Origin of the sequence: Streptomyces yerevanensis (genome assembly GCF_000716805.1) — a bacterium.
Classification (GTDB): Bacteria; Actinomycetota; Actinomycetes; order Streptomycetales; family Streptomycetaceae; genus Streptomyces; species Streptomyces flaveus.
In genome coordinates, this window is record NZ_JNWJ01000002.1 from 1 (window position 1) to 16,374 (window position 16,374).

At 69.0% G+C, this 16,374-nt stretch carries 13 protein-coding genes and 1 pseudogene; 5 read left to right on the top strand and 9 right to left on the bottom strand.

All coding sequences use genetic code 11. From position 1 onward, the window contains the following. Positions 1-524: 524 nt before the first annotated feature. Positions 525-851 carry a hypothetical protein gene (locus OP79_RS02035; RefSeq protein WP_157857263.1) on the bottom strand — a complete coding sequence of 109 codons (327 nt, stop codon included), beginning with the start codon at positions 849-851 and terminating at the stop codon, positions 525-527. Positions 852-894: 43 nt separating this feature from the next. Between OP79_RS02035 and OP79_RS02040 the strand changes: the two genes are divergently transcribed. Next, complete coding sequence (locus tag OP79_RS02040) at positions 895-1,104, top strand: hypothetical protein (protein WP_106972272.1); 210 nt, start codon at positions 895-897, stop codon at positions 1,102-1,104. 208 nt (positions 1,105-1,312) lie between these two features. Here OP79_RS02040 and OP79_RS02045 read toward each other — a convergent pair whose 3' ends face one another. The 4 genes from OP79_RS02045 to OP79_RS02060 all read right to left on the bottom strand — a co-directional run bounded on the left by OP79_RS02045 (position 1,313) and on the right by OP79_RS02060 (position 7,737). After that, positions 1,313-4,378: an alpha-mannosidase gene (locus OP79_RS02045; protein WP_033318155.1), complete on the bottom strand. Its 3,066-nt coding sequence runs from the start codon at positions 4,376-4,378 to the stop codon at positions 1,313-1,315. Between the two features lie 85 nt (positions 4,379-4,463). Continuing rightward, on the bottom strand, positions 4,464-5,426 hold the full coding sequence (locus OP79_RS02050) for a carbohydrate ABC transporter permease (protein ID WP_078491561.1): 963 nt from the start codon (positions 5,424-5,426) through the stop codon (positions 4,464-4,466). Further along, positions 5,426-6,355, bottom strand: a complete 930-nt coding sequence (locus OP79_RS02055; RefSeq protein WP_033318370.1) for a carbohydrate ABC transporter permease — start codon at positions 6,353-6,355, stop codon at positions 5,426-5,428. Before OP79_RS02055 ends, OP79_RS02050 begins: the two co-directional genes overlap by 1 nt. Before the next feature lie 5 nt (positions 6,356-6,360). Next, positions 6,361-7,737: an extracellular solute-binding protein gene (locus OP79_RS02060; RefSeq protein ID WP_033318156.1), complete on the bottom strand. Its 1,377-nt coding sequence runs from the start codon at positions 7,735-7,737 to the stop codon at positions 6,361-6,363. A 244-nt stretch (positions 7,738-7,981) separates the two neighbouring features. Between OP79_RS02060 and OP79_RS02065 the strand changes: the two genes are divergently transcribed. After that, positions 7,982-9,241 carry an ROK family transcriptional regulator gene (locus OP79_RS02065; protein ID WP_063741853.1) on the top strand — a complete coding sequence of 420 codons (1,260 nt, stop codon included), beginning with the start codon at positions 7,982-7,984 and terminating at the stop codon, positions 9,239-9,241. Positions 9,242-9,376: 135 nt separating this feature from the next. Here the strand turns inward: OP79_RS02065 and OP79_RS51265 are convergent. Next, positions 9,377-9,778: pseudogene (locus tag OP79_RS51265) on the bottom strand (transposase). 129 nt (positions 9,779-9,907) lie between these two features. Here OP79_RS51265 and OP79_RS02075 point away from each other — a divergent pair. After that, positions 9,908-10,537 (top strand): helix-turn-helix domain-containing protein, encoded by a 630-nt coding sequence (locus OP79_RS02075; protein WP_078491563.1) that lies wholly within the window; start codon positions 9,908-9,910, stop codon positions 10,535-10,537. Positions 10,538-10,607: 70 nt separating this feature from the next. Continuing rightward, a complete protein-coding gene (locus tag OP79_RS02080) occupies positions 10,608-10,883 on the top strand; it encodes a hypothetical protein (RefSeq protein ID WP_033318157.1) in 276 nt (91 codons plus the stop codon). 164 nt (positions 10,884-11,047) lie between these two features. On the opposite strand, the gene OP79_RS02085 is transcribed toward OP79_RS02080, so the two are convergent. The 3 genes from OP79_RS02085 to OP79_RS02095 all read right to left on the bottom strand — a co-directional run bounded on the left by OP79_RS02085 (position 11,048) and on the right by OP79_RS02095 (position 15,153). Then, on the bottom strand, positions 11,048-11,302 hold the full coding sequence (locus tag OP79_RS02085; RefSeq protein WP_033318158.1) for a hypothetical protein: 255 nt from the start codon (positions 11,300-11,302) through the stop codon (positions 11,048-11,050). Between the two features lie 312 nt (positions 11,303-11,614). Next, complete coding sequence (locus OP79_RS02090; protein ID WP_033318159.1) at positions 11,615-14,290, bottom strand: discoidin domain-containing protein; 2,676 nt, start codon at positions 14,288-14,290, stop codon at positions 11,615-11,617. Further along, positions 14,287-15,153 (bottom strand): DUF2264 domain-containing protein, encoded by an 867-nt coding sequence (locus OP79_RS02095; protein WP_078491564.1) that lies wholly within the window; start codon positions 15,151-15,153, stop codon positions 14,287-14,289. Before OP79_RS02095 ends, OP79_RS02090 begins: the two co-directional genes overlap by 4 nt. An 86-nt stretch (positions 15,154-15,239) precedes the next feature. On the opposite strand from OP79_RS02095, the gene OP79_RS02100 reads away from it, so the two are divergent. Beyond that, entirely contained in the window at positions 15,240-16,292 is a 1,053-nt protein-coding gene (locus OP79_RS02100) for a LacI family DNA-binding transcriptional regulator (RefSeq protein ID WP_033318160.1), read from the top strand. The last annotated feature ends 82 nt before the right edge of the window (positions 16,293-16,374 follow it).

Genomic DNA, 16,374 nt, shown 5'->3' on the forward strand with positions numbered 1-16,374 from the left:
ACGGGATCGGCGTGGGTGGACATGGCAGGTCTCTCCAGTCTGGTCAGGGAAAGGGAGGCCGTGCTGTGCTGCCCGGGAACACGAGGGGCCCCGGCGCCCCGTTTCTGATGCAGAGTCAGGAATGTGACGCGGGAACCGGGATGAAGTCAAGAGGTACGCCACCCCGAGCGGCATACGCCATGCATTCGCGTCCGGCGCGCGGTTACTCCACGCCTCGCCCGTCGAGCACTCGCCCAGCCCGGGAATTGACCACCAGGATCCTGCACCTGCCGAAAAGTCGTCCGCGCGGTTCATGCGACATGTTCGTACGCATGGAATGCCGCCGAGACTCCCTGTGATTCAGGGGCGTCTGGCCACGGGTCGGACAACTCGACGAGGCGTACGTCCTCGTACTGCGCCTTGGTGGCCCTGACGGCCGTGAAGCGGGCGGTATGCGGTTTTGACTGCACCGTACGGCGCAGTGTGGCTGTTCAGGTCTTCAACGTGGCGCCGAGCGCATTGCTGGGGGTCAAGGGGTCGCAGGTTCAAATCCTGTCGTCCCGACGGTGTTCACCAGCGGGTCTGCCGGAAACGGCGGGCCCGCTGGATGCGTTCGTGTGACACGTGATGGCGACGTGATGGCAACTCGCGCCCGTCTCGGCGGCCGTCTCAGGCCGCCCGGTCTGGTGGCGGTGTTTGCGGTCGGCGCGGGTGAGGGCCTTGTCGATGGCGGTGACGGCCTCGCGGGCGGCGTGGGGTAGCAGGTGGCCGTAGAGATTGACGGTGGTGGACAGCGTCGAGTGGCGCAGGTCGTGGACGCCGATTCGGGGCAGGCCCATCTCCTCAACGCGCCGGCGCAGCTCGGTCGGCATCGCCCTGCAGGCCGCGCGCGACCAGGTCGTCCAAGCCGCGGGCGTGATCGCCGACCCCACCATCGACCTCGTGGGCGCCATCGGCCGGGCAGTCCTGAACAACTTCACGCCCGCCCGCCGCCTGCGACTCAGCCCCCGCGCCGTGAAGCGCCCAATGTCCCGCTACGCCTACAAGAGTCTGCGCGTCGACCGCCACACCTACAAGGCCACCACCAGCATCGACATCCTGTTGACAAGACCCATCAGCCCATAACTTCACCGCCTTGGCCTAAAGCGCGCCATCTGCCGTCAGCTCTTCAAGATGCTCGAACGCTCGGACGGAACGACGGAAGGAAGAATCTTTCCCAAGCTGCTTGACGCGATATAGCAGTCTCGGGGGGGCATGATCGATCCGTTCTGGGGCCCGCACCGCACCGCCCGAAGCGTGTCTGCCACAGCCCACCCGTGGCCGTCCCGCCGGTTCAGCCCCGGTGCGGTGTCAGACGCAGGGTCAGGATTTGGAACGGCCGCAGCCGCAGGCGTAGGTCACCGGACTCGGTGACCTCGCAGCTGTCCTGGTCGGTTACCGGCCGCTCCAGCAGGTCTGTGACGACCGCCGACTCCAGCGCAAAACCAGGAGTCAGCGACGCTCGTACCCGGCCGCCGTGCGCCTCGTAGAGACGGACGACGACATCGCCCGAGCGGTCGTCGGCCAGCTTGACCGCCTCCACGACCACCGCCTCCGAGTCCACCGCGACCAGCGGTGCCACCTCGGCGGAGCCCGGTACCACCCGCTCCGGCAGGTTCATCTGGTAGCCCTCGCGCACCGCGTCCGTGACCTCCGCGCCGATCACGAAGCCGTACCGCAGCCGGTGCGTGCCCTGGTCGGAGTCGGGGTCGGGGAAGCGCGGCGCGCGGATCAGCGAGAGCCGGACCGTGGTGGTCGTCCCCCCGTCGGGGCGGACGTCCCGCGTGACGTCGTGCCCATAGGTCGAGTCGTTGACCAGCGCCGCACCCCAGCCGCGCTCGCCCACGTGCAGGAAGCGGTGCGCGCAGATCTCGAACTTCGCCGCGTCCCAGCTGGTGTTGGTGTGCGTGGGACGGTCGACGTGCCCGAACGGGATCTCGGCCGTGGAGTGCGCGGCGCGCACGTCCAGCGGGAAGGCCGCTTTGAGCAGCTTCTCCTTCTCGTGCCAGTCGACGACGGTGTCGATGTCCAGCCGCCGGGTCTCCTCGCGCAGCGACAGCGTCTGCGTGATCCGCGAGTCCCCGAAGGACCGCACCACCCGTACACCTTCGCCGGTCGCGGTGACCTCGTCCGCGTTGGTGAGGTCGCGGACGGTGTTGCGGTAGAAGGCGTCGATGTCCCAGGCGTCCCACTCGTTGGGGAAGTCCTGGTGTAGTTGGAGGAGGTTGGCCGCCGCGCCGGGCGCCAGGGCCTCGCGGTCCGCGTCGCGGTCGTACGCCGAGGTGACCAGACCGCGCCCGTCGACGACCACCCGGACCAGCCCGTTGTCCAGCACGAAGCCGTCGCCCTCGGCGACCGGCGCGAGGGGCGCGGCGGACGTGCTGCGCGGGGAGCCGCCCAGCGCGGGCACGCCGGCTCGCGCGTACGGTGCCGCGTTGAAGACGACCTCGCCGCCGCCTGCCGGCCCGGCCAGCGCCGTCTGCGCGTGCCCGATCAGCGCCGCCAGTTCCTGTGCCAGCTCCGCGTACGTCTCCTCCGCCTCCCGGTGCACCCACGCGATGGAGGAGCCGGGCAGGATGTCGTGGAACTGATGCAGCAGCACCGTCTTCCACAGCCGGTCCAGCTCCTCGTACGGGTAGGAGTACCGGTTGGAGACACCCTCACGGACCGCCGCCGTGGCCGCCCACAGTTCCGCCTCGCGCAGCAGATGCTCGCTGCGCCGGTTGCCCTGCTTGCCGGCGAGCTGGCTGGTGAGCGTGCCCCGGTGGAACTCCAGATACAGCTCGCCCGACCACACCGGGGCGTCGGGGTATTCGGCGTGCGCCTTCTCGAAGAAGTCGGCGGGCCTTTCGATCTCGACCCGCGCCGAGCCCTCCAGGTCCTTCAGCCGCGCCGCCCGCGAGAGCATCTCCCGGGTGGGGCCGCCGCCCCCGTCGCCGTAGCCGAACGGGACCATGGAGCGGTTGGCCGCCCCCTTGTCCTGGAAGTTGCGGACGCTGTGCGCGAGTTCACCGCCGGACAGGTCGGCGTTGTAGGTGTCGACGGGCGGGAAGTGGCTGAAGATCCGGGTGCCGTCGATGCCCTCCCACCAGAAGGTGTGGTGCGGGAACTTGTTGGTGGTGTTCCAGGAGATCTTCTGCGTGAGGAACCAGCGGACCCCGGCCAGCTTCATCAGCTGTGGCAGCGCCGCGTTGTAGCCGAAGGTGTCGGGCAGCCACATCTCCTCGGTCTCCACGCCGAACTCGTCGAGGTAGAACCGCTTGCCGTGCACGAACTGCCGGGCCAGCGCCTCACCGCCGGTGATGTTGGTGTCGGGCTCCACCCACAGGCTTCCGGTGGGCAGGAACTGGCCGCTCTTGACCTTCTCCTGGGCACGCGCCCACACCTCAGGGCGCTGCTCCTTCAGCCAGGCGAGTTGCTGTGCCTGTGACATCACGAACTTGAACTCCGGGTGACCATCCATGAGTTGCGTGACGTTGGATACCGTGCGCGCCACCTTGCGGACCGTCTCGCGCAGCGGCCACAGCCAGGCGGTGTCGATGTGGGCGTGGCCGACGGCGGAGATCCGGTGGGCGCTGGCGGTCGCGGGCGCGGTGAGGGCGGGGGCGAGCACGGCCCGTGCGGCGCTCGCGCTGCCGCCGATGTCCTGGAGGTCGATGGCGTCCAGGGAGCGGCCGATGGTCTTCAGCAGCTGCCAGCGCCGGGGCGACTCCAGGGGGAGTTCCCGCATGAGTTGGCCCAGCACCTCCAGGTCCTGGACGAGTTCGTAGACCTCGGTGTCGAAGACGGCCAGGTCCATCCGGCGCAGCCGGTAGCGGGGTTCGCCGGCCGGGGCGTCCTCGTCGTGCAGCCAGGCGGCGCGGGCACCCACCGGGGTGGGCCCGAAGGACAGTTCGCCGGGGCCGTTGTGCATGACGACCGGGTTGGCGGCGGCCTCGATGTACGCGGTGAACTCCTCGCCGCCCTCGGCGCTCCGGGTCACGGGCAGCCAGGTGTTGCGCGGATTGAGGGCCTTCACGGCGGTGCCGTCGGGCCGGTAGACGAGCCCCTCCGTGGAGAAGCCGGGCTCGGTGGTGCCGAAGCCGAGGTCGAGGACGGCCTCGACGGTGAGTCCGGCCCACTCGGCGGGTACGGTCCCGCTGATCCGGAACCAGCTGGTGGACCAGGCGGGACCCCAGTGATCGCCGACCCGGGCCGGCCGGTAGTCGGCGGCCAGGCCCTCGGCGACCGGCACCGGCTCGCCGGGGACGTTCCATATGCCGACCGTCAGCGGGACCGACCGGGCGTGCACGGCCGGCTTGACGCGCTGGTTGAGCACCCTGTCGAGCCGCTTCTCGATCACTTCGCGGTCGCTGTGCATGGCTGTCTTCTCCGTTACGGGGAGTGGGGGCGGAGAGCCCGGTCGGTGCGTTGTTCATGGCGGCGCGGTGGCGCGCGCGGCGCGTTCAGCCCTTCACGGCGCCCCCCAGTGCGAAGCCGCCGCCGAGCTTGCGGGCCAGCAGCAGGTAGAGCATGACGACGGGGACGGAGTAGATGATCGAGAACGCGGAGAGCTGTCCGTACTGGGTCTGGTCGTGCGCGCTCAGGAAGTTGAAGACGCTGACCGAGGCGGGCAGTTTGGCCGGGTCGAGCAGCAGGATGAAGGGGACGAAGAAGTTCCCCCACATGCCGATGAAGGTGAAGATCGTCACCACGGTCACGCCCGGACCCATCAGTGGGAGGATGACCCGCCACAGCACGGTCATGGTGCCGGCGCCGTCGATGCGGGCCGCCTCCTCCAGCACGATCGGCACACCGTCCATGAAGTTCTTCATCAGCCAGATGCCGAACGGCAGCGCGGAGGCGGCCAGGAACAGGGTGGTGCCGAGCATCGAGTCAATCAGGTTGACCTGCACGAACATGCTGTAGACGGGGATCATCACGGCTGTGATGGGCAGCCCGGTGGAGAAGAGGATCGTGTAGAGGAAGGGCCGCCGCAGCCGGGAGCGGTAGCGCGAGAGCGGATAGGCCGCCAGGATCGAGCAGACCACGCAGATCAGCGTGCCGCCGCCGGACAGCAGCAGCCCGTTGACCATCGGCAGGTAGGTGGTGTCCCAGTTGAGCACCCGGTCGAAGTTGTCGAAGGTCGGCGTGCCGACGGACAGCTTGAAGCTGGCGTGCGAGTTGACCGAGGCGAGCAGCATCCACAGCATCGGGACGACGTAGAGCACCGAGATCACCAGCAGGACGACGTTCACCGCGGCCCTGCTCCCGGCGGCCCGGCCCTCGCGGGACCTGCTGAAAGTGCCGCGCCGGCCGGTGCTCGTGCTCTTCACGGGGACGGACGTACGGCGTGTGGACCGGCCGGCGGGGGCTGATGCGTCGGCCGGCCGGTCCGCGGAGCCGGCGGCGGTGTCGGTGGTGGCCATCAGTCCTTCTCCAGCTTCAGCATCCGGATGTACACGACGGAGAAGAGCGCGCCCACCACCAGCAGCACCAGCGCGATGGCGGTCCCGTAACCGATCAGGCTGTTCTGGAAGGCCTGCTGGTACATGAAGATGGGCAGGGTCTGGCTCTTGTTGCCCGGTCCGCCCCGGGTCATCGCGTAGATCAGCCCGAAGACCGACAGGGTCTGGAGGGTGATCAGCATCAGGTTGGTCATGATGGAGCCGCGGATCACCGGCAGGGTCACCCGCCACAGCCGCTGCCAGGCGTTGGCGCCGTCCATCTCCGCGGCCTCCACCAGTTCCTGAGGCACGTCGTTGAGCGCGGCGGAGTAGACCATCATCGAGAACGCCGTGCCGCGCCACACGTTGGCGAGACACGTGGCCAGGATCGGCATGGTGTACAGCCAGTTCTGCTCCGGCAGGTGCAGCGCGGACAGAAGGACGTTGAGGGAGCCCTGCTGGAAGAAGAAGGCGTACATCAGATAGCCGGCGACGATCTCCGGCAGCACCCAGGCGGCGATGACGACGGTACTGGCCAGGGAACGCACCGGCTTGGCGGCCTTCTGGAGCAGCACGGCCAGGACCAGCCCGAGGGTGTTCTGCCCGACGACCGCCGAGCCGATCACGAACACCAGCGTCAGGACGACCGCGTTGACGAAGCCGGAGTCCTCGAAGGCACGGGTGAAGTTGTCGAGGCCGATGAAGCTCGTCGAGGCCGCGCCGGTCAACTGCATGTCGGTGAACGCGTAGTACACGCAGTAGGCGATGGGCCCCGCCAGGAAGACGACGAGCAGCACGGCCGAGGGCAGCAGGGGCAGGCCGCGCAGCAGCCCCCGCGTTCCGCGGCTGGCGCCGGTGGGGCGGCGCCCGCCGCCGTGCTCGCGGAGGGCGCCCGGGCCGGTTTCGGTCAGTCCGCTCACTGCGAGCCCTGGACCGTCTCGTCGCCGCCGACCGCTGTCTTGACATCGTTGTCGTACGTGTCAGCGGCCTCGGACACCGATGACTGGCCGGTGGTCACCGACTCCATCGCCTTCTGGATGGCGGTGGACACCTGCGTGTAGGCGGGCAGTCCGGGCCGGTAGTGGGTGTCGGCGACCAGTGAGGTCATGAACTCGTTGGTGGGCAGCGCCTTCAGGTACTTCTCGTCGGCGGCCACGTCCTTGCGCACGGCGATCGTCGCGTTCATCGCGTTCCACTCGGCGGAGGCGGCCTTCGTCTCCAGAGACTGGATGAACTTCCAGGCCAGGTCCGGGTTCTTGGCCTTCGCCGGGATCGACCAGGCCCAGCCGCCCGACATGCTGACCCTGCCGGGTGCCTGGCCGTTCTGGGTGGGCATGGCGGCGGTGGCCATGGTCGACTCCCACTCCGTCCACGGCTTGCTGCCGGTGCGGATCCAGTTGTTGGGCATCCACGAGCCGTCGATGTCGATGGCCAGCTTGCCCGCGGGGATCATCTCGGTGCCCACCGTGGCGCCGATGTTCGCACCGAGTGCCTGCTCGGGGGCGGGGCCGAGCTTCTCGTCGTAGACGGTGTGCACGAACTGGAGCGAGTCCTTGAAGCCCGCGCTGCCGACGACCCACTTCTTCTTGTCACTGTCGTACAGCGCGTTGCCGGCCGCCGGGGTGCCGTAGAGCAGCATCTCGAAGCCCTGCATGCTGGACTGCTCGCCGCCGGCGGTTCCGGTGTAGAGGTTCATCGGGGTGACGCCGGGCAGCTCGGCCTTGATCGTGCGGGCCGCCTTCAGGACGTCGTCCCACGTCTTGGGCTGCCACGGCACGGCGATCCCGGCCTTGGCGAAGAGCTTTTTGTTGTACCAGATGCCACGGGTGTCGGTGTTGTCGGGAACGCCGTACGTCTTGCCGTCGCTCGCGGAGGTGACCGCGGCCTTCGCGGCGTCCGCGAACTGGCTCCAGTCCGACCACTTGGCGGTGTACTCGTCGAGCGGCTTGAGGTAGCCGCTGGCGATGTCCGAGTTGATGGTGGCGGTGTCCTCGTAGACCAGGTCGGGGGCGGTCGAGGGGGAGCGCATCATCAACTGGAGCTTGGTGTAGTAGTCGTTGGACGACGCCGTCACCGGCGTCAGCTTGACCTTCGTGCCCGGGTTGGCCTTCTCGAACGCCTTGACCATCGGGGTCAGGAAGGTCTGCTGGACCTTGTTGCTGTTGTTGAGCTGCTGCTGGTAGACGACCTTGATCGTCTTGCTGGAGCTGCCCGACGACGACCCGCCGCAGGCGGTCGCCACGAGGGCGATCGCGGCGACGCCGGTGCCGGTGACGAGAAATCTGTTGCGCACAGTGATCCTCCGTGGAGAAACCCGATCCGGACGCGTGAGGGGCACGGAGATGACCAATGTGGACATTCTTGCCCAACCGGGCTCTTTTGCCTCGGCTCGCCGGAGCTCAGCTAAATCCATTGGATGGACTAAGTCAACGCTTCAGGCATGTAAACTTCCGTCAGGATCAGGGGACTTCTCATGCAAGGAGGCGGTACGCGGTGAGCGTGATGCGTCACGGACGGCAGCGCGCGGTAGGTACGCCATGAACCGGCGCTCAGCCGGGGGACAGCCGCAGGGCGGCACCAACCTCCCGCGGGTGGGCGGTTACAACCAGGCCGTCGTCCTCGACGCGATCCGCACCCGAGGTCCGGTGAGCCGCGTCGAACTCTCCCCGCTGACCGGGCTCACCCCCCAGACCGTCTCCAACGTGGTCCGCCGTCTCCTCGACGCCGGACTCGTCACCGAGACCGGCCACGCCCCCTCCAGCGGCGGCAAACGCCGTACGCTCCTGTCGCCGCGCGCGGACGGGGCGTACGCCATCGGCATTCACCTTGACCCCGACGGCGCCATGATCGTCGTGGTGGACCTGATCGGCACCGTCCAGGCCAGCCGTACCGTGCGGCTCACCGACCCCGGGGACCCGGCCGCCGTCGTCGAGCAGACCGTCCGCGCCGCTCGCCGCCTCACCGTCCGGGCGGAGATTGATCCGGCCCGACTCCTGGGCACCGGCATCGCCGCACCCGGCCCCATCGACGGCCGCACCGGCGAGGTGCTCTCCCCGCCCAACCTGCCCGACTGGGGCGACGTACCGCTGCGCACGATGTACGAGACCGCCACCGGCATGCCCGTCGCCTTGGACAACGACGCCACAGCCGCCGCGATAGGAGAGCGCTGGATCGGCGGCAAGGCGAGGGCCGGCAGCTTCCTCTTCCTCTACATGGGGACCGGTATCGGCGCGGGGATCGTGCTCAACAACACGGTCCTGCACGGCGATTCGGGCAACGCCGGGGAGTTCGCGCACATGGCCGTCGAACCCGGCGACCGGGTCTGCGCCTGCGGCAGCCACAGCTGTCTCGGCCCGTACGTCCATCCGAGCGCCATCATCGACGACCTGCTCCAGCGGTACGGGCAGGCCGCCGCGGCCCTCGGCATCACCGGCGCCGCCGACGACCTGCACACCGACTGGAAGCTCCTGCGCCGTGCGGTCCGCGGCCGGTCCCCCGACCCGTCCGCGCTCGACGTCGTCCGCACCGCCGCCCGCCGTCTGGGCCAGGCCGCCCGAGGCGCGGTGAGCATGCTCGACGTCCCCCTCGTCGTCCTCGGCGGCGAGGCTCTGCACGGCATCGAGCATGCCCTCCGCGAGGAGATCGACCTGGCCGTCAACAGCGTCACGATCGGACGGGGGCTGCGTGGGGTCGCCGTCGAGTCCAGCGTCATCGGTAACACGGTGGGTGCGGTGGGCGCCGCGTCGCTGGTCCTGCACGGGAACTACGCGCCGGGGTGGGGCATGCTCACCGACTGATCCCGGCACCGGGTGTGTCCTCGACCGCTCGAATCCGCCCCTGCTCGCCGCCGTGGTCGACAGAGTAGCTGTCCTTGCCGCCTGGTAACCGTCCGACTGGCCTTGATAAAAGTCGTGAGGGTGTAAGACGGTGTCCTATGTGGTGAGGCGGACCAGTCGCTTGTAGCAGCACAGGGCGGCGGCGAGGCCGAGAAAGGCCAGGTAGTTGCGGGAGTGGCGTTCGTAGCGGGGGCTGAGTCGGCGGTAGCCGGACAGCCACGAGATCGTCCGCATGCAGCCGGCCCCACACGCCGGCCCGCGACCAGATCAGGAACCGGCGGTGCGCGGTCGACTTCGATATCCCGAAACACGGCGGCAGAGCCCGCCAGGCACACCCGCTGACCGGCACGTAGATGATCGCCGCGAACAGCGTCTCATCAGGTCAGGCGTGTCCTGCGTTCCGCCGCCCTGTGGCCGCACCTTCGACGGTGGGATCAGCGGCTCCGCGATCTCCCACAGGCCGTCCGGAACAATCCAACTCCACGTACCCCGCCCCATGAACAGCCCTACGAGCGATCACCACATAGGACACCGTCTTACTGTCCGAAGCAGGGCGCCGTTCGCATCAACGGGTGGTCGCATGGTCGACTCAACCAGGGGTCCGGCCGGGTTGCACATACTCCAGTGATGCGGATCCATAGGCGTGCGTACACATTCGGTGCGCTCTGCCGAGTGCACCCATATCTCAGAGCGTCACCCGAGGTCCTCGCGGTGTGGCCGGACTATGGCCGCACCTCACAACTGTGGTCGCCGGCCGATCTGCTGGGTGTGGCCGTATCCGATACTCAACCGGGCAGCGGGGTGACGCGCCCCGCGCTACTGGACCTGCTGCTGACCCATGTCCTGCGTCAGTGGCTGGAGCGGAATCGTGATGCGGACCGGCCGGAGATCGGCGATCCCGCCATCGCTGTCGCGCTGCGTGAGATCCACACGAGCCCGCACAAGCCGTGGACGGTACAACAGCTCGGCCAGACCGTGGGAATGTCGCGGACTGCGTTCACCAAACGATTCACCGCGCTGGTCGGAAAACCGCCCATGACGTACCTGGCCGGCTGGCGCCTGCGCTACGGGGCCCGGCTGCTCCGGGAAACCAAGGCGCCGCTGGCGACGATCGCCCGTCAGGTCGGCTACTCGACGGAATTCGCGTTCGGAGCCGCTTTCCGCCGCGAGTACGGCATTGCGCCCGGTCGCTTCCGCACTCTCGAGTCCCGCCAGGCTCGTAGCGCACAGGGCAAGGCGGCCGGGAACCGTTCATAGGCCGGAGACACGACGAGTAGGTCCATCATCACCGGCCTCGTTGTCAGTGGCGGCTGGAAGCCTGGCTCGTATGGACAGGGATGAGGAACTGTTGCGCGGCCGGGTCTACGGTGCGGATCACGACGACCCCCGGCAGGGCCGGCGGCCCGGCCGCACCTATGCCGAACTGGTCGGCGGGCCGCTGGACGGCCTGCTGCTCGACATCACCGGCTGGACGGCGCACGAGATCGACAGCGGTGTAGCCCTCCCCACGGAGCTCGGGCAGTTCGGTGCCGGCGGGCGCGCACTGTATGACCACCGCCCCGGCGATCCGTCCCGCTGGGACTGGTCCGGCGACACTCCCTGACCGCGGGCTGCCTCGCTCGACCGCGAGCCCGACCATCGTTCGAGCACCCCGACCATGGATCCATCCACCGCAGGTCAGCGTCCGCGCCGCTGACGGTGGTGGGCAGGGCTGGGCGGGCGATGGCCGCACTGGCGGTCGGCTGATCAAAGCGGACAACACCCGCATCAGAACCGTTGACCGGATGTCGTTGTCGGGGCCATGCGGGCGTGTCGCGACGCCTTGAGCGTTTCTGGCATGAAGCGGTGCTTGAGGGCGGTGCGCCGGGTGGCGGCGTCGCCTCCGACGACTTCGGCCCGTCCGTCCATCATGGCCAGGAAGCCCTGGCGTGCGACGCCCTTGCGGCTGTTCATACCGGGGCCGAAGGCTGTGTTGTTCATGCCGGCACGGGCGTGGAAGTCGCTGTCGGTGGCGCCGGGCATGAGAGGGGCAACGGTGATGCTGTGTTCGTGAGCGACGATCGAGTTCGAACGTCCACCTGCTGATCACTCCGGACGCCGTGCGACAAGGGGAAGTCGCGCTGATCACGCGCCTTTCCACAGTCCCCTCCGGCGGCCCGCCGGGCGTCATTCCCCGTAGCTTGTCTCTCGCTCGGTGCGTACGGACCAGACGCACCGTTTCCTGGTGCGTGCGCACGAGTTGTGTCGAGACATCGCCGACCACGACGGGGAGAGGCCGGGCGGCGGCCTCTGCCATGCCGCCCGGCGCCATGCCCCCGCCTCGGTCGGTGCTGCTCACCTCCTGATCGTCAGCCAGTCCAGCGCGGCGACCTGTCGGCCGCCATTCGCCACGAGGTAGAGGTCGTGGGTACCGGTGACCTCGCGCTTCAGGCGCACCGGTTGCTCCCGCCACTCGCCGTCGTCGTCGGCCCGCACAGGCACCACCCCGACCAGCGGACCGTCCGGCGCGTCCAGGCGCAGCTGGAGCGAACATGTGCGTGCGCAGGAGGACGCGCTGCGCACGGTGAGCTGCCTGCCGTCGACGTTCACCTTGCGGAAGCCCACCCGGTCGCCGGAACCGAGCACCCCGGTGGCGGCCGTGCCGCGCTCCACACCCTGTACGACCGTGGCCTGTTCGGCCTGGAGGGTGGTGGAGGCGTCGGGCCCGTCGCCGTACAGGCGCAGGTCGTTGACGACCCAGGGGACCGGTCCGCTCGCGGTGAGCGTGATCCTGAGGTAGCGGGCCGTGGTCTGCCGGGGGAACACCGCGTCCTGTGTGAAGGAGCGGCCCGAGACCCGGGCGAGCGGCTCGCCCCAGTGAGTGCCGTCGCGGCTGACCGAGACGGAGAAGCCGTACGGCTGGCCGCTGGTGTCGCGGCCGGCGTCGAGCGAGATCCGGTCGAAGGTCTTGGCCCGGCCGAGGTCCACGGTCAGGTGCTGGCCCGGGGACTGCGGACTCGCCGCCGTCCAGCGGGTGTTGATGTCCCCGTCGGTGACGGCGGTGGCGTCCGTGCCGTCACTGGCCGTCGTGGTCCAGGTGCCGTGCCGCACCCGTTGCCGGCAGTCCGGCAGATTGCAGCCCGTCGACCAGATCGGCGCGCCGTACTCGTACGCGCCCTGATCGGGGCCCGCGCCCCGGGCGTCCGTCGTGATGCCGTCGATCGTCTCGCCCGCGTCGATGGCGGGGGAGTCGGGCGTCAGCCACAGTTCGCCGTTCACGGCGTCCGTGTAGCCGGGCTTGTCGCTGATCAGGTTGGAGCGGACCACCGGCAGTGGGTCGCCGGTCTGGGTGGCGCTGATCGGCTTCGGGCCGATGATGTTGCTGATGTACGAGCCGGAGGCGTCCGTCGCGCCGCTGAGCAGCACCGAGTTCTCGCTGATGCCCACGCCGTAGCTGGAGTTGTGGTCCTCGTTGGCGATGCTCGGCCCGGTGTGGCCGTTGAAGAAGGTGCCTCGTCTGCCTGTGTTCCAGGCGACGTTGTGGTGCAGCCGGAAGTGGCCGGAGTAGTTGTCGACGTAGAAACCGACCTGGCCGTTCGAGTCGTGCGAGGTGTTGTGGTCGATGGAGGTGCCGGAGCCGTTCAGGCTGCAGCAGACGTAGAAGGGGGAGCCGTCGCGCGAGGTGCGCATGGCCTCGGACATGTCGTTGTAGGCGATGCGGTTGTCGTGGAACTCGGTGCCGTTGAGCTGCCAGGCGGTGTCGATGGAGGCCCGGCCGGTGCGGCGGATCGTGTTGTGGGTGACCGTGTGGCCGTTGCCGTTGACCTCGATGCCGGGCGTGTAGCTGCCCATCCAGCCGACGTCGTGGATGTAGTTGTTGGTGACGGTGTTGCCGGTGCCGCGCAGCAGGACGCCGTTCCCGGCGGACTGGGAGATCTCGCTGTTCTTCAGGGTGTTGCCGGTGCCGAGGATCTGCACGCCCGAGTCGAGGATCCGGGACGCGACGATATGGCCTTCGAAGGGCGGGATCGCGAGATCGCTGTCGGGCGGCATGGGGAGGGTGGAGAACTCCGAGATGTAGGTGGCGCGCAGCCGGTCGACCACAACTCCCGTGCTCTCATCGCCCGTTCGGAGCGACGTGCCCCACAGATTCAGGCCGCGCACGGTGACGTACGAGCTCCTGCTCAGGTCGACGCCCCACAGCCGGTGCTTCGCGGTCACCGTGTGCCCGGTCATACCGCCCTTCGGCGACACCATGTAGAGCCGCTGTGCGGCCTCGTCGTAGTACCACTCCCCGGGCTGGTCGAGGGCGGCCTTGGAGCCGACAAGGTAGTAGTTGCGATAGTTCTGGTTGCCCATGCACAGTGGCGGACAGCGGTAGTTGCCGCCCTTGAAGTCCAGCTTGCCGGGGGCGGTGGCGGTGACCGTGCCGGTCTGCTGTGCCCAGGGGTTGGAACCCGCCCACAGGTGCACGGTCGCGCCGGTCCAGTCGGCGTCCGGCAGGTCGGTGTCGTCGATGTGCTGGTCGGTGGAGGTGGCCTCGGCCTCGGCCCAGGTGGTGTTCAGCGGATCGGAGCCGGTGTTCGGCCAACGGCCCTCCTCCGCCCGGGCGTTGTCCAGGAAGACCGCGTTGAAGTCGGGGTCGGGGGGAAGGTCGGTGTCGGCGGCGACCAGGCCGTCGCCCGCGTCCTTCCAGCCGGTCACCGGTTCGGTCCCGTCGACGGTCACGGGACCGTCGCCGTATGCCGCGACGGTGATGGGGGCGTCCTCGGTTCCGGAGGGCGGGGTGAGCTGCTCGCGGTAGGTTCCGCGGTGGATCAGGCAGGTGTCGCCCGGGCGGACGCGGGAGAGGCAGTCGCCGATGGTGCGCAGCGGTCTCGCCACCGAGCCGTAGGCGTTGTCACTGCCCGAGGGGGCGACGTGGTAGGTGCGGCCGGGGCCTGCCGCCTGCGCGGGTCCCTGGACCGGGAGGGCCAGCAGTCCCGTGACGGCAGCCAGTACTAATAGGTTTCTGAGCCTTCTGGTTCTCATGTCCCGCCTCCACGCATCGAGGATTCCGGGGGGTTCGTCGGGGGATCCGGGGGTTGTCGCCATGCCTCCTCGGCCTCCGGACCGTCCGGAGCGCCCAGCACCGCGCATCTCAACCAGTGCGCGCCCGGCGGAAGTTGGCCGGTCAGCATGGGCAGTGCGGTGCGCCGGGCAAGGACGTTGGTGCCGGGCAGGCAGTCGACGATCTCACCCTCGCGTCCGTCGTCGAGGTCCCGCAGGCCGGTGAGCGTGTCGTACAGCAGTCCGTAGAAGTGCATCGCCCACGGCACGTAGTAGTCGCGCCGCTCGGTGGGTCCATCGGAGTACCAGCCGTCGCCGAGCCAGAAGCTCTCCAGGCGGGTCAGCCGGGCGGTGACGAGCGAGCGGTCGTACGGCACACCCACCCGGCCGAGCCCGAGACCGATGAGCACCGGGAAGAAGTGCCAGTTGTTGTCGGCCGTCTCGCGCTGCAGGGCGGCGCACAACCAGCGTGCCAGCCGGTCGCGTTCGCGGCCGCTCAGCGGATCCCACCACTGCTCGGGGGCGAGGGCCAGCGCGAAGCCGATCGCGGCCATCTCGACGATGCGCTGGTCGCGGTCGCGGGGTTCGCCCCAGTACTCGCCGTGGCCGGGGTCGCTGCCGTGGGCGAGGCCTCGAAGCCGCAACTCGGCATGCGGTACGGCTCCCTTGCCCGCCGCCAGGGGAGCGAGTCCCCACAACGGCCGGGCGAACGACTCGAGTTCGGCGGCGGTGTCGTCATGGATCGCGGTGTTCACACCGAGCCGTACGCGAGCCCCGCCGACGCTGAAGTGCGGCACGAGAGGGGCCACCAAATTCCGTACCTGATCCTGTAGGTGTGCGCGCATGAGCCGCGTCAGCCCTTCTCCACCCAGCGTGATTGCGATAGTTTTCGCAACTCGCGACCGCCCCGGAAACGTAGGAGATTCATCCGATGACGTCAACGGTTCGGGCAGGATCTGATCCCGGGAGGCGGCGCACCCTGGCCAAAATCGCCGAACAAGCTGGCGTTTCGGTCTCCACTGTCTCCAAGGTGCTGCACGACAGATCCGATGTATCGGCGGAAACCCGGGCCAAGGTGCAGCGCATCCTCGAACAGCACGGCTATCTGGCGAAACACCGTCCCGCGGCCACCGCGGCACCGCCTGGTGGCCTGATCGACTTCGTCATCAACGAACTGGACAGCCCCTGGGCCGTGGAGCTGATCCGTGGTGCGGAGGACGTCCTGCACGACGCGAACATGGGGCTGGTCGTCTCGGCCACGCACGGCCGTACCAAGCGTGCCCGGCAGTGGCTGGACTCGCTGGCCACCCGGTCCACCCGCGGCGCGATCCTCGTCGTTCCCGAACTGACACCGGAACAGCACGAGGAGCTGGGCCGGCTCGGCATCCCGTACGCGCTGGTGGCACCGATCGACGAACCCGCGCCCGGGACGCCGTGGGTGGGCGCGACCAACTGGCCCGGCGGTCTTGCCGCCACCCGCCATCTCATCGAGCTGGGCCATCGACGGATCGCGATCATCAGCGGTCCCGAGCGCCGGCTCACCTCGCGCGCTCGGGTCGACGGCTACCGTTCGGCGCTGGCGGAGGCGGGGCTCCCCTTCGACCCGGCGCTGGTGCGCTACGGCGACTTCACCCACAACCTCGCGCACCAGCACGCGTTGGAGCTGCTGGCGCTGCCCGAGCGCCCGACCGCGGTCTTCGCGGGCAGCGACCATCAGGCGCTGGGCACCTACCGGGCCGCCGCCGAGCTCGGGCTGCGGATCCCGGCCGACGTCAGTGTGGTCGGCTTCGACGACCTGCCGTTCGCCGACTGGGTGACCCCGCGGCTGACGACGGTCCGTACCCCGCTGGCCGACATGACCGCGCTCGCGGCCCGGATGGTGCTGCGGCTGCTGTCCGGCGAGCAGTCGGAGACCACCCGGGTGGAGGTGGCGACGGAACTGGTGGTGCGGGAGAGCAGCGCGCCGCCACCGGGCCATGGGTAAGTCATCGTTGGTTAGTCATCGGATGAATAGCCGAGTGGGTCATCCGTATTGACGCATCATTGGCCTCTTCTTACCCTCCCGT

What these genes read in the sequence shown, in the direction of transcription:
- OP79_RS02075 (WP_078491563.1), top strand. Translation starts at nt 9,908, where the DNA reads ATGCGGATCCATAGGCGTGCGTACACATTCGGTGCGCTCTGCCGAGTG.
- OP79_RS02065 (WP_063741853.1), top strand. Translation starts at nt 7,982, where the DNA reads ATGAACCGGCGCTCAGCCGGGGGACAGCCGCAGGGCGGCACCAACCTC.
- OP79_RS02050 (WP_078491561.1), bottom strand. Translation starts at nt 5,426, where the DNA reads ATGGCCACCACCGACACCGCCGCCGGCTCCGCGGACCGGCCGGCCGAC.
- OP79_RS02045 (WP_033318155.1), bottom strand. Translation starts at nt 4,378, where the DNA reads ATGCACAGCGACCGCGAAGTGATCGAGAAGCGGCTCGACAGGGTGCTC.
- OP79_RS02035 (WP_157857263.1), bottom strand. Translation starts at nt 851, where the DNA reads ATGCCGACCGAGCTGCGCCGGCGCGTTGAGGAGATGGGCCTGCCCCGA.
- OP79_RS02095 (WP_078491564.1), bottom strand. Translation starts at nt 15,153, where the DNA reads ATGCGCGCACACCTACAGGATCAGGTACGGAATTTGGTGGCCCCTCTC.
- OP79_RS02100 (WP_033318160.1), top strand. Translation starts at nt 15,240, where the DNA reads ATGACGTCAACGGTTCGGGCAGGATCTGATCCCGGGAGGCGGCGCACC.
- OP79_RS02090 (WP_033318159.1), bottom strand. Translation starts at nt 14,290, where the DNA reads ATGAGAACCAGAAGGCTCAGAAACCTATTAGTACTGGCTGCCGTCACG.
- OP79_RS02085 (WP_033318158.1), bottom strand. Translation starts at nt 11,302, where the DNA reads ATGCCCGGCGCCACCGACAGCGACTTCCACGCCCGTGCCGGCATGAAC.
- OP79_RS02080 (WP_033318157.1), top strand. Translation starts at nt 10,608, where the DNA reads ATGGACAGGGATGAGGAACTGTTGCGCGGCCGGGTCTACGGTGCGGAT.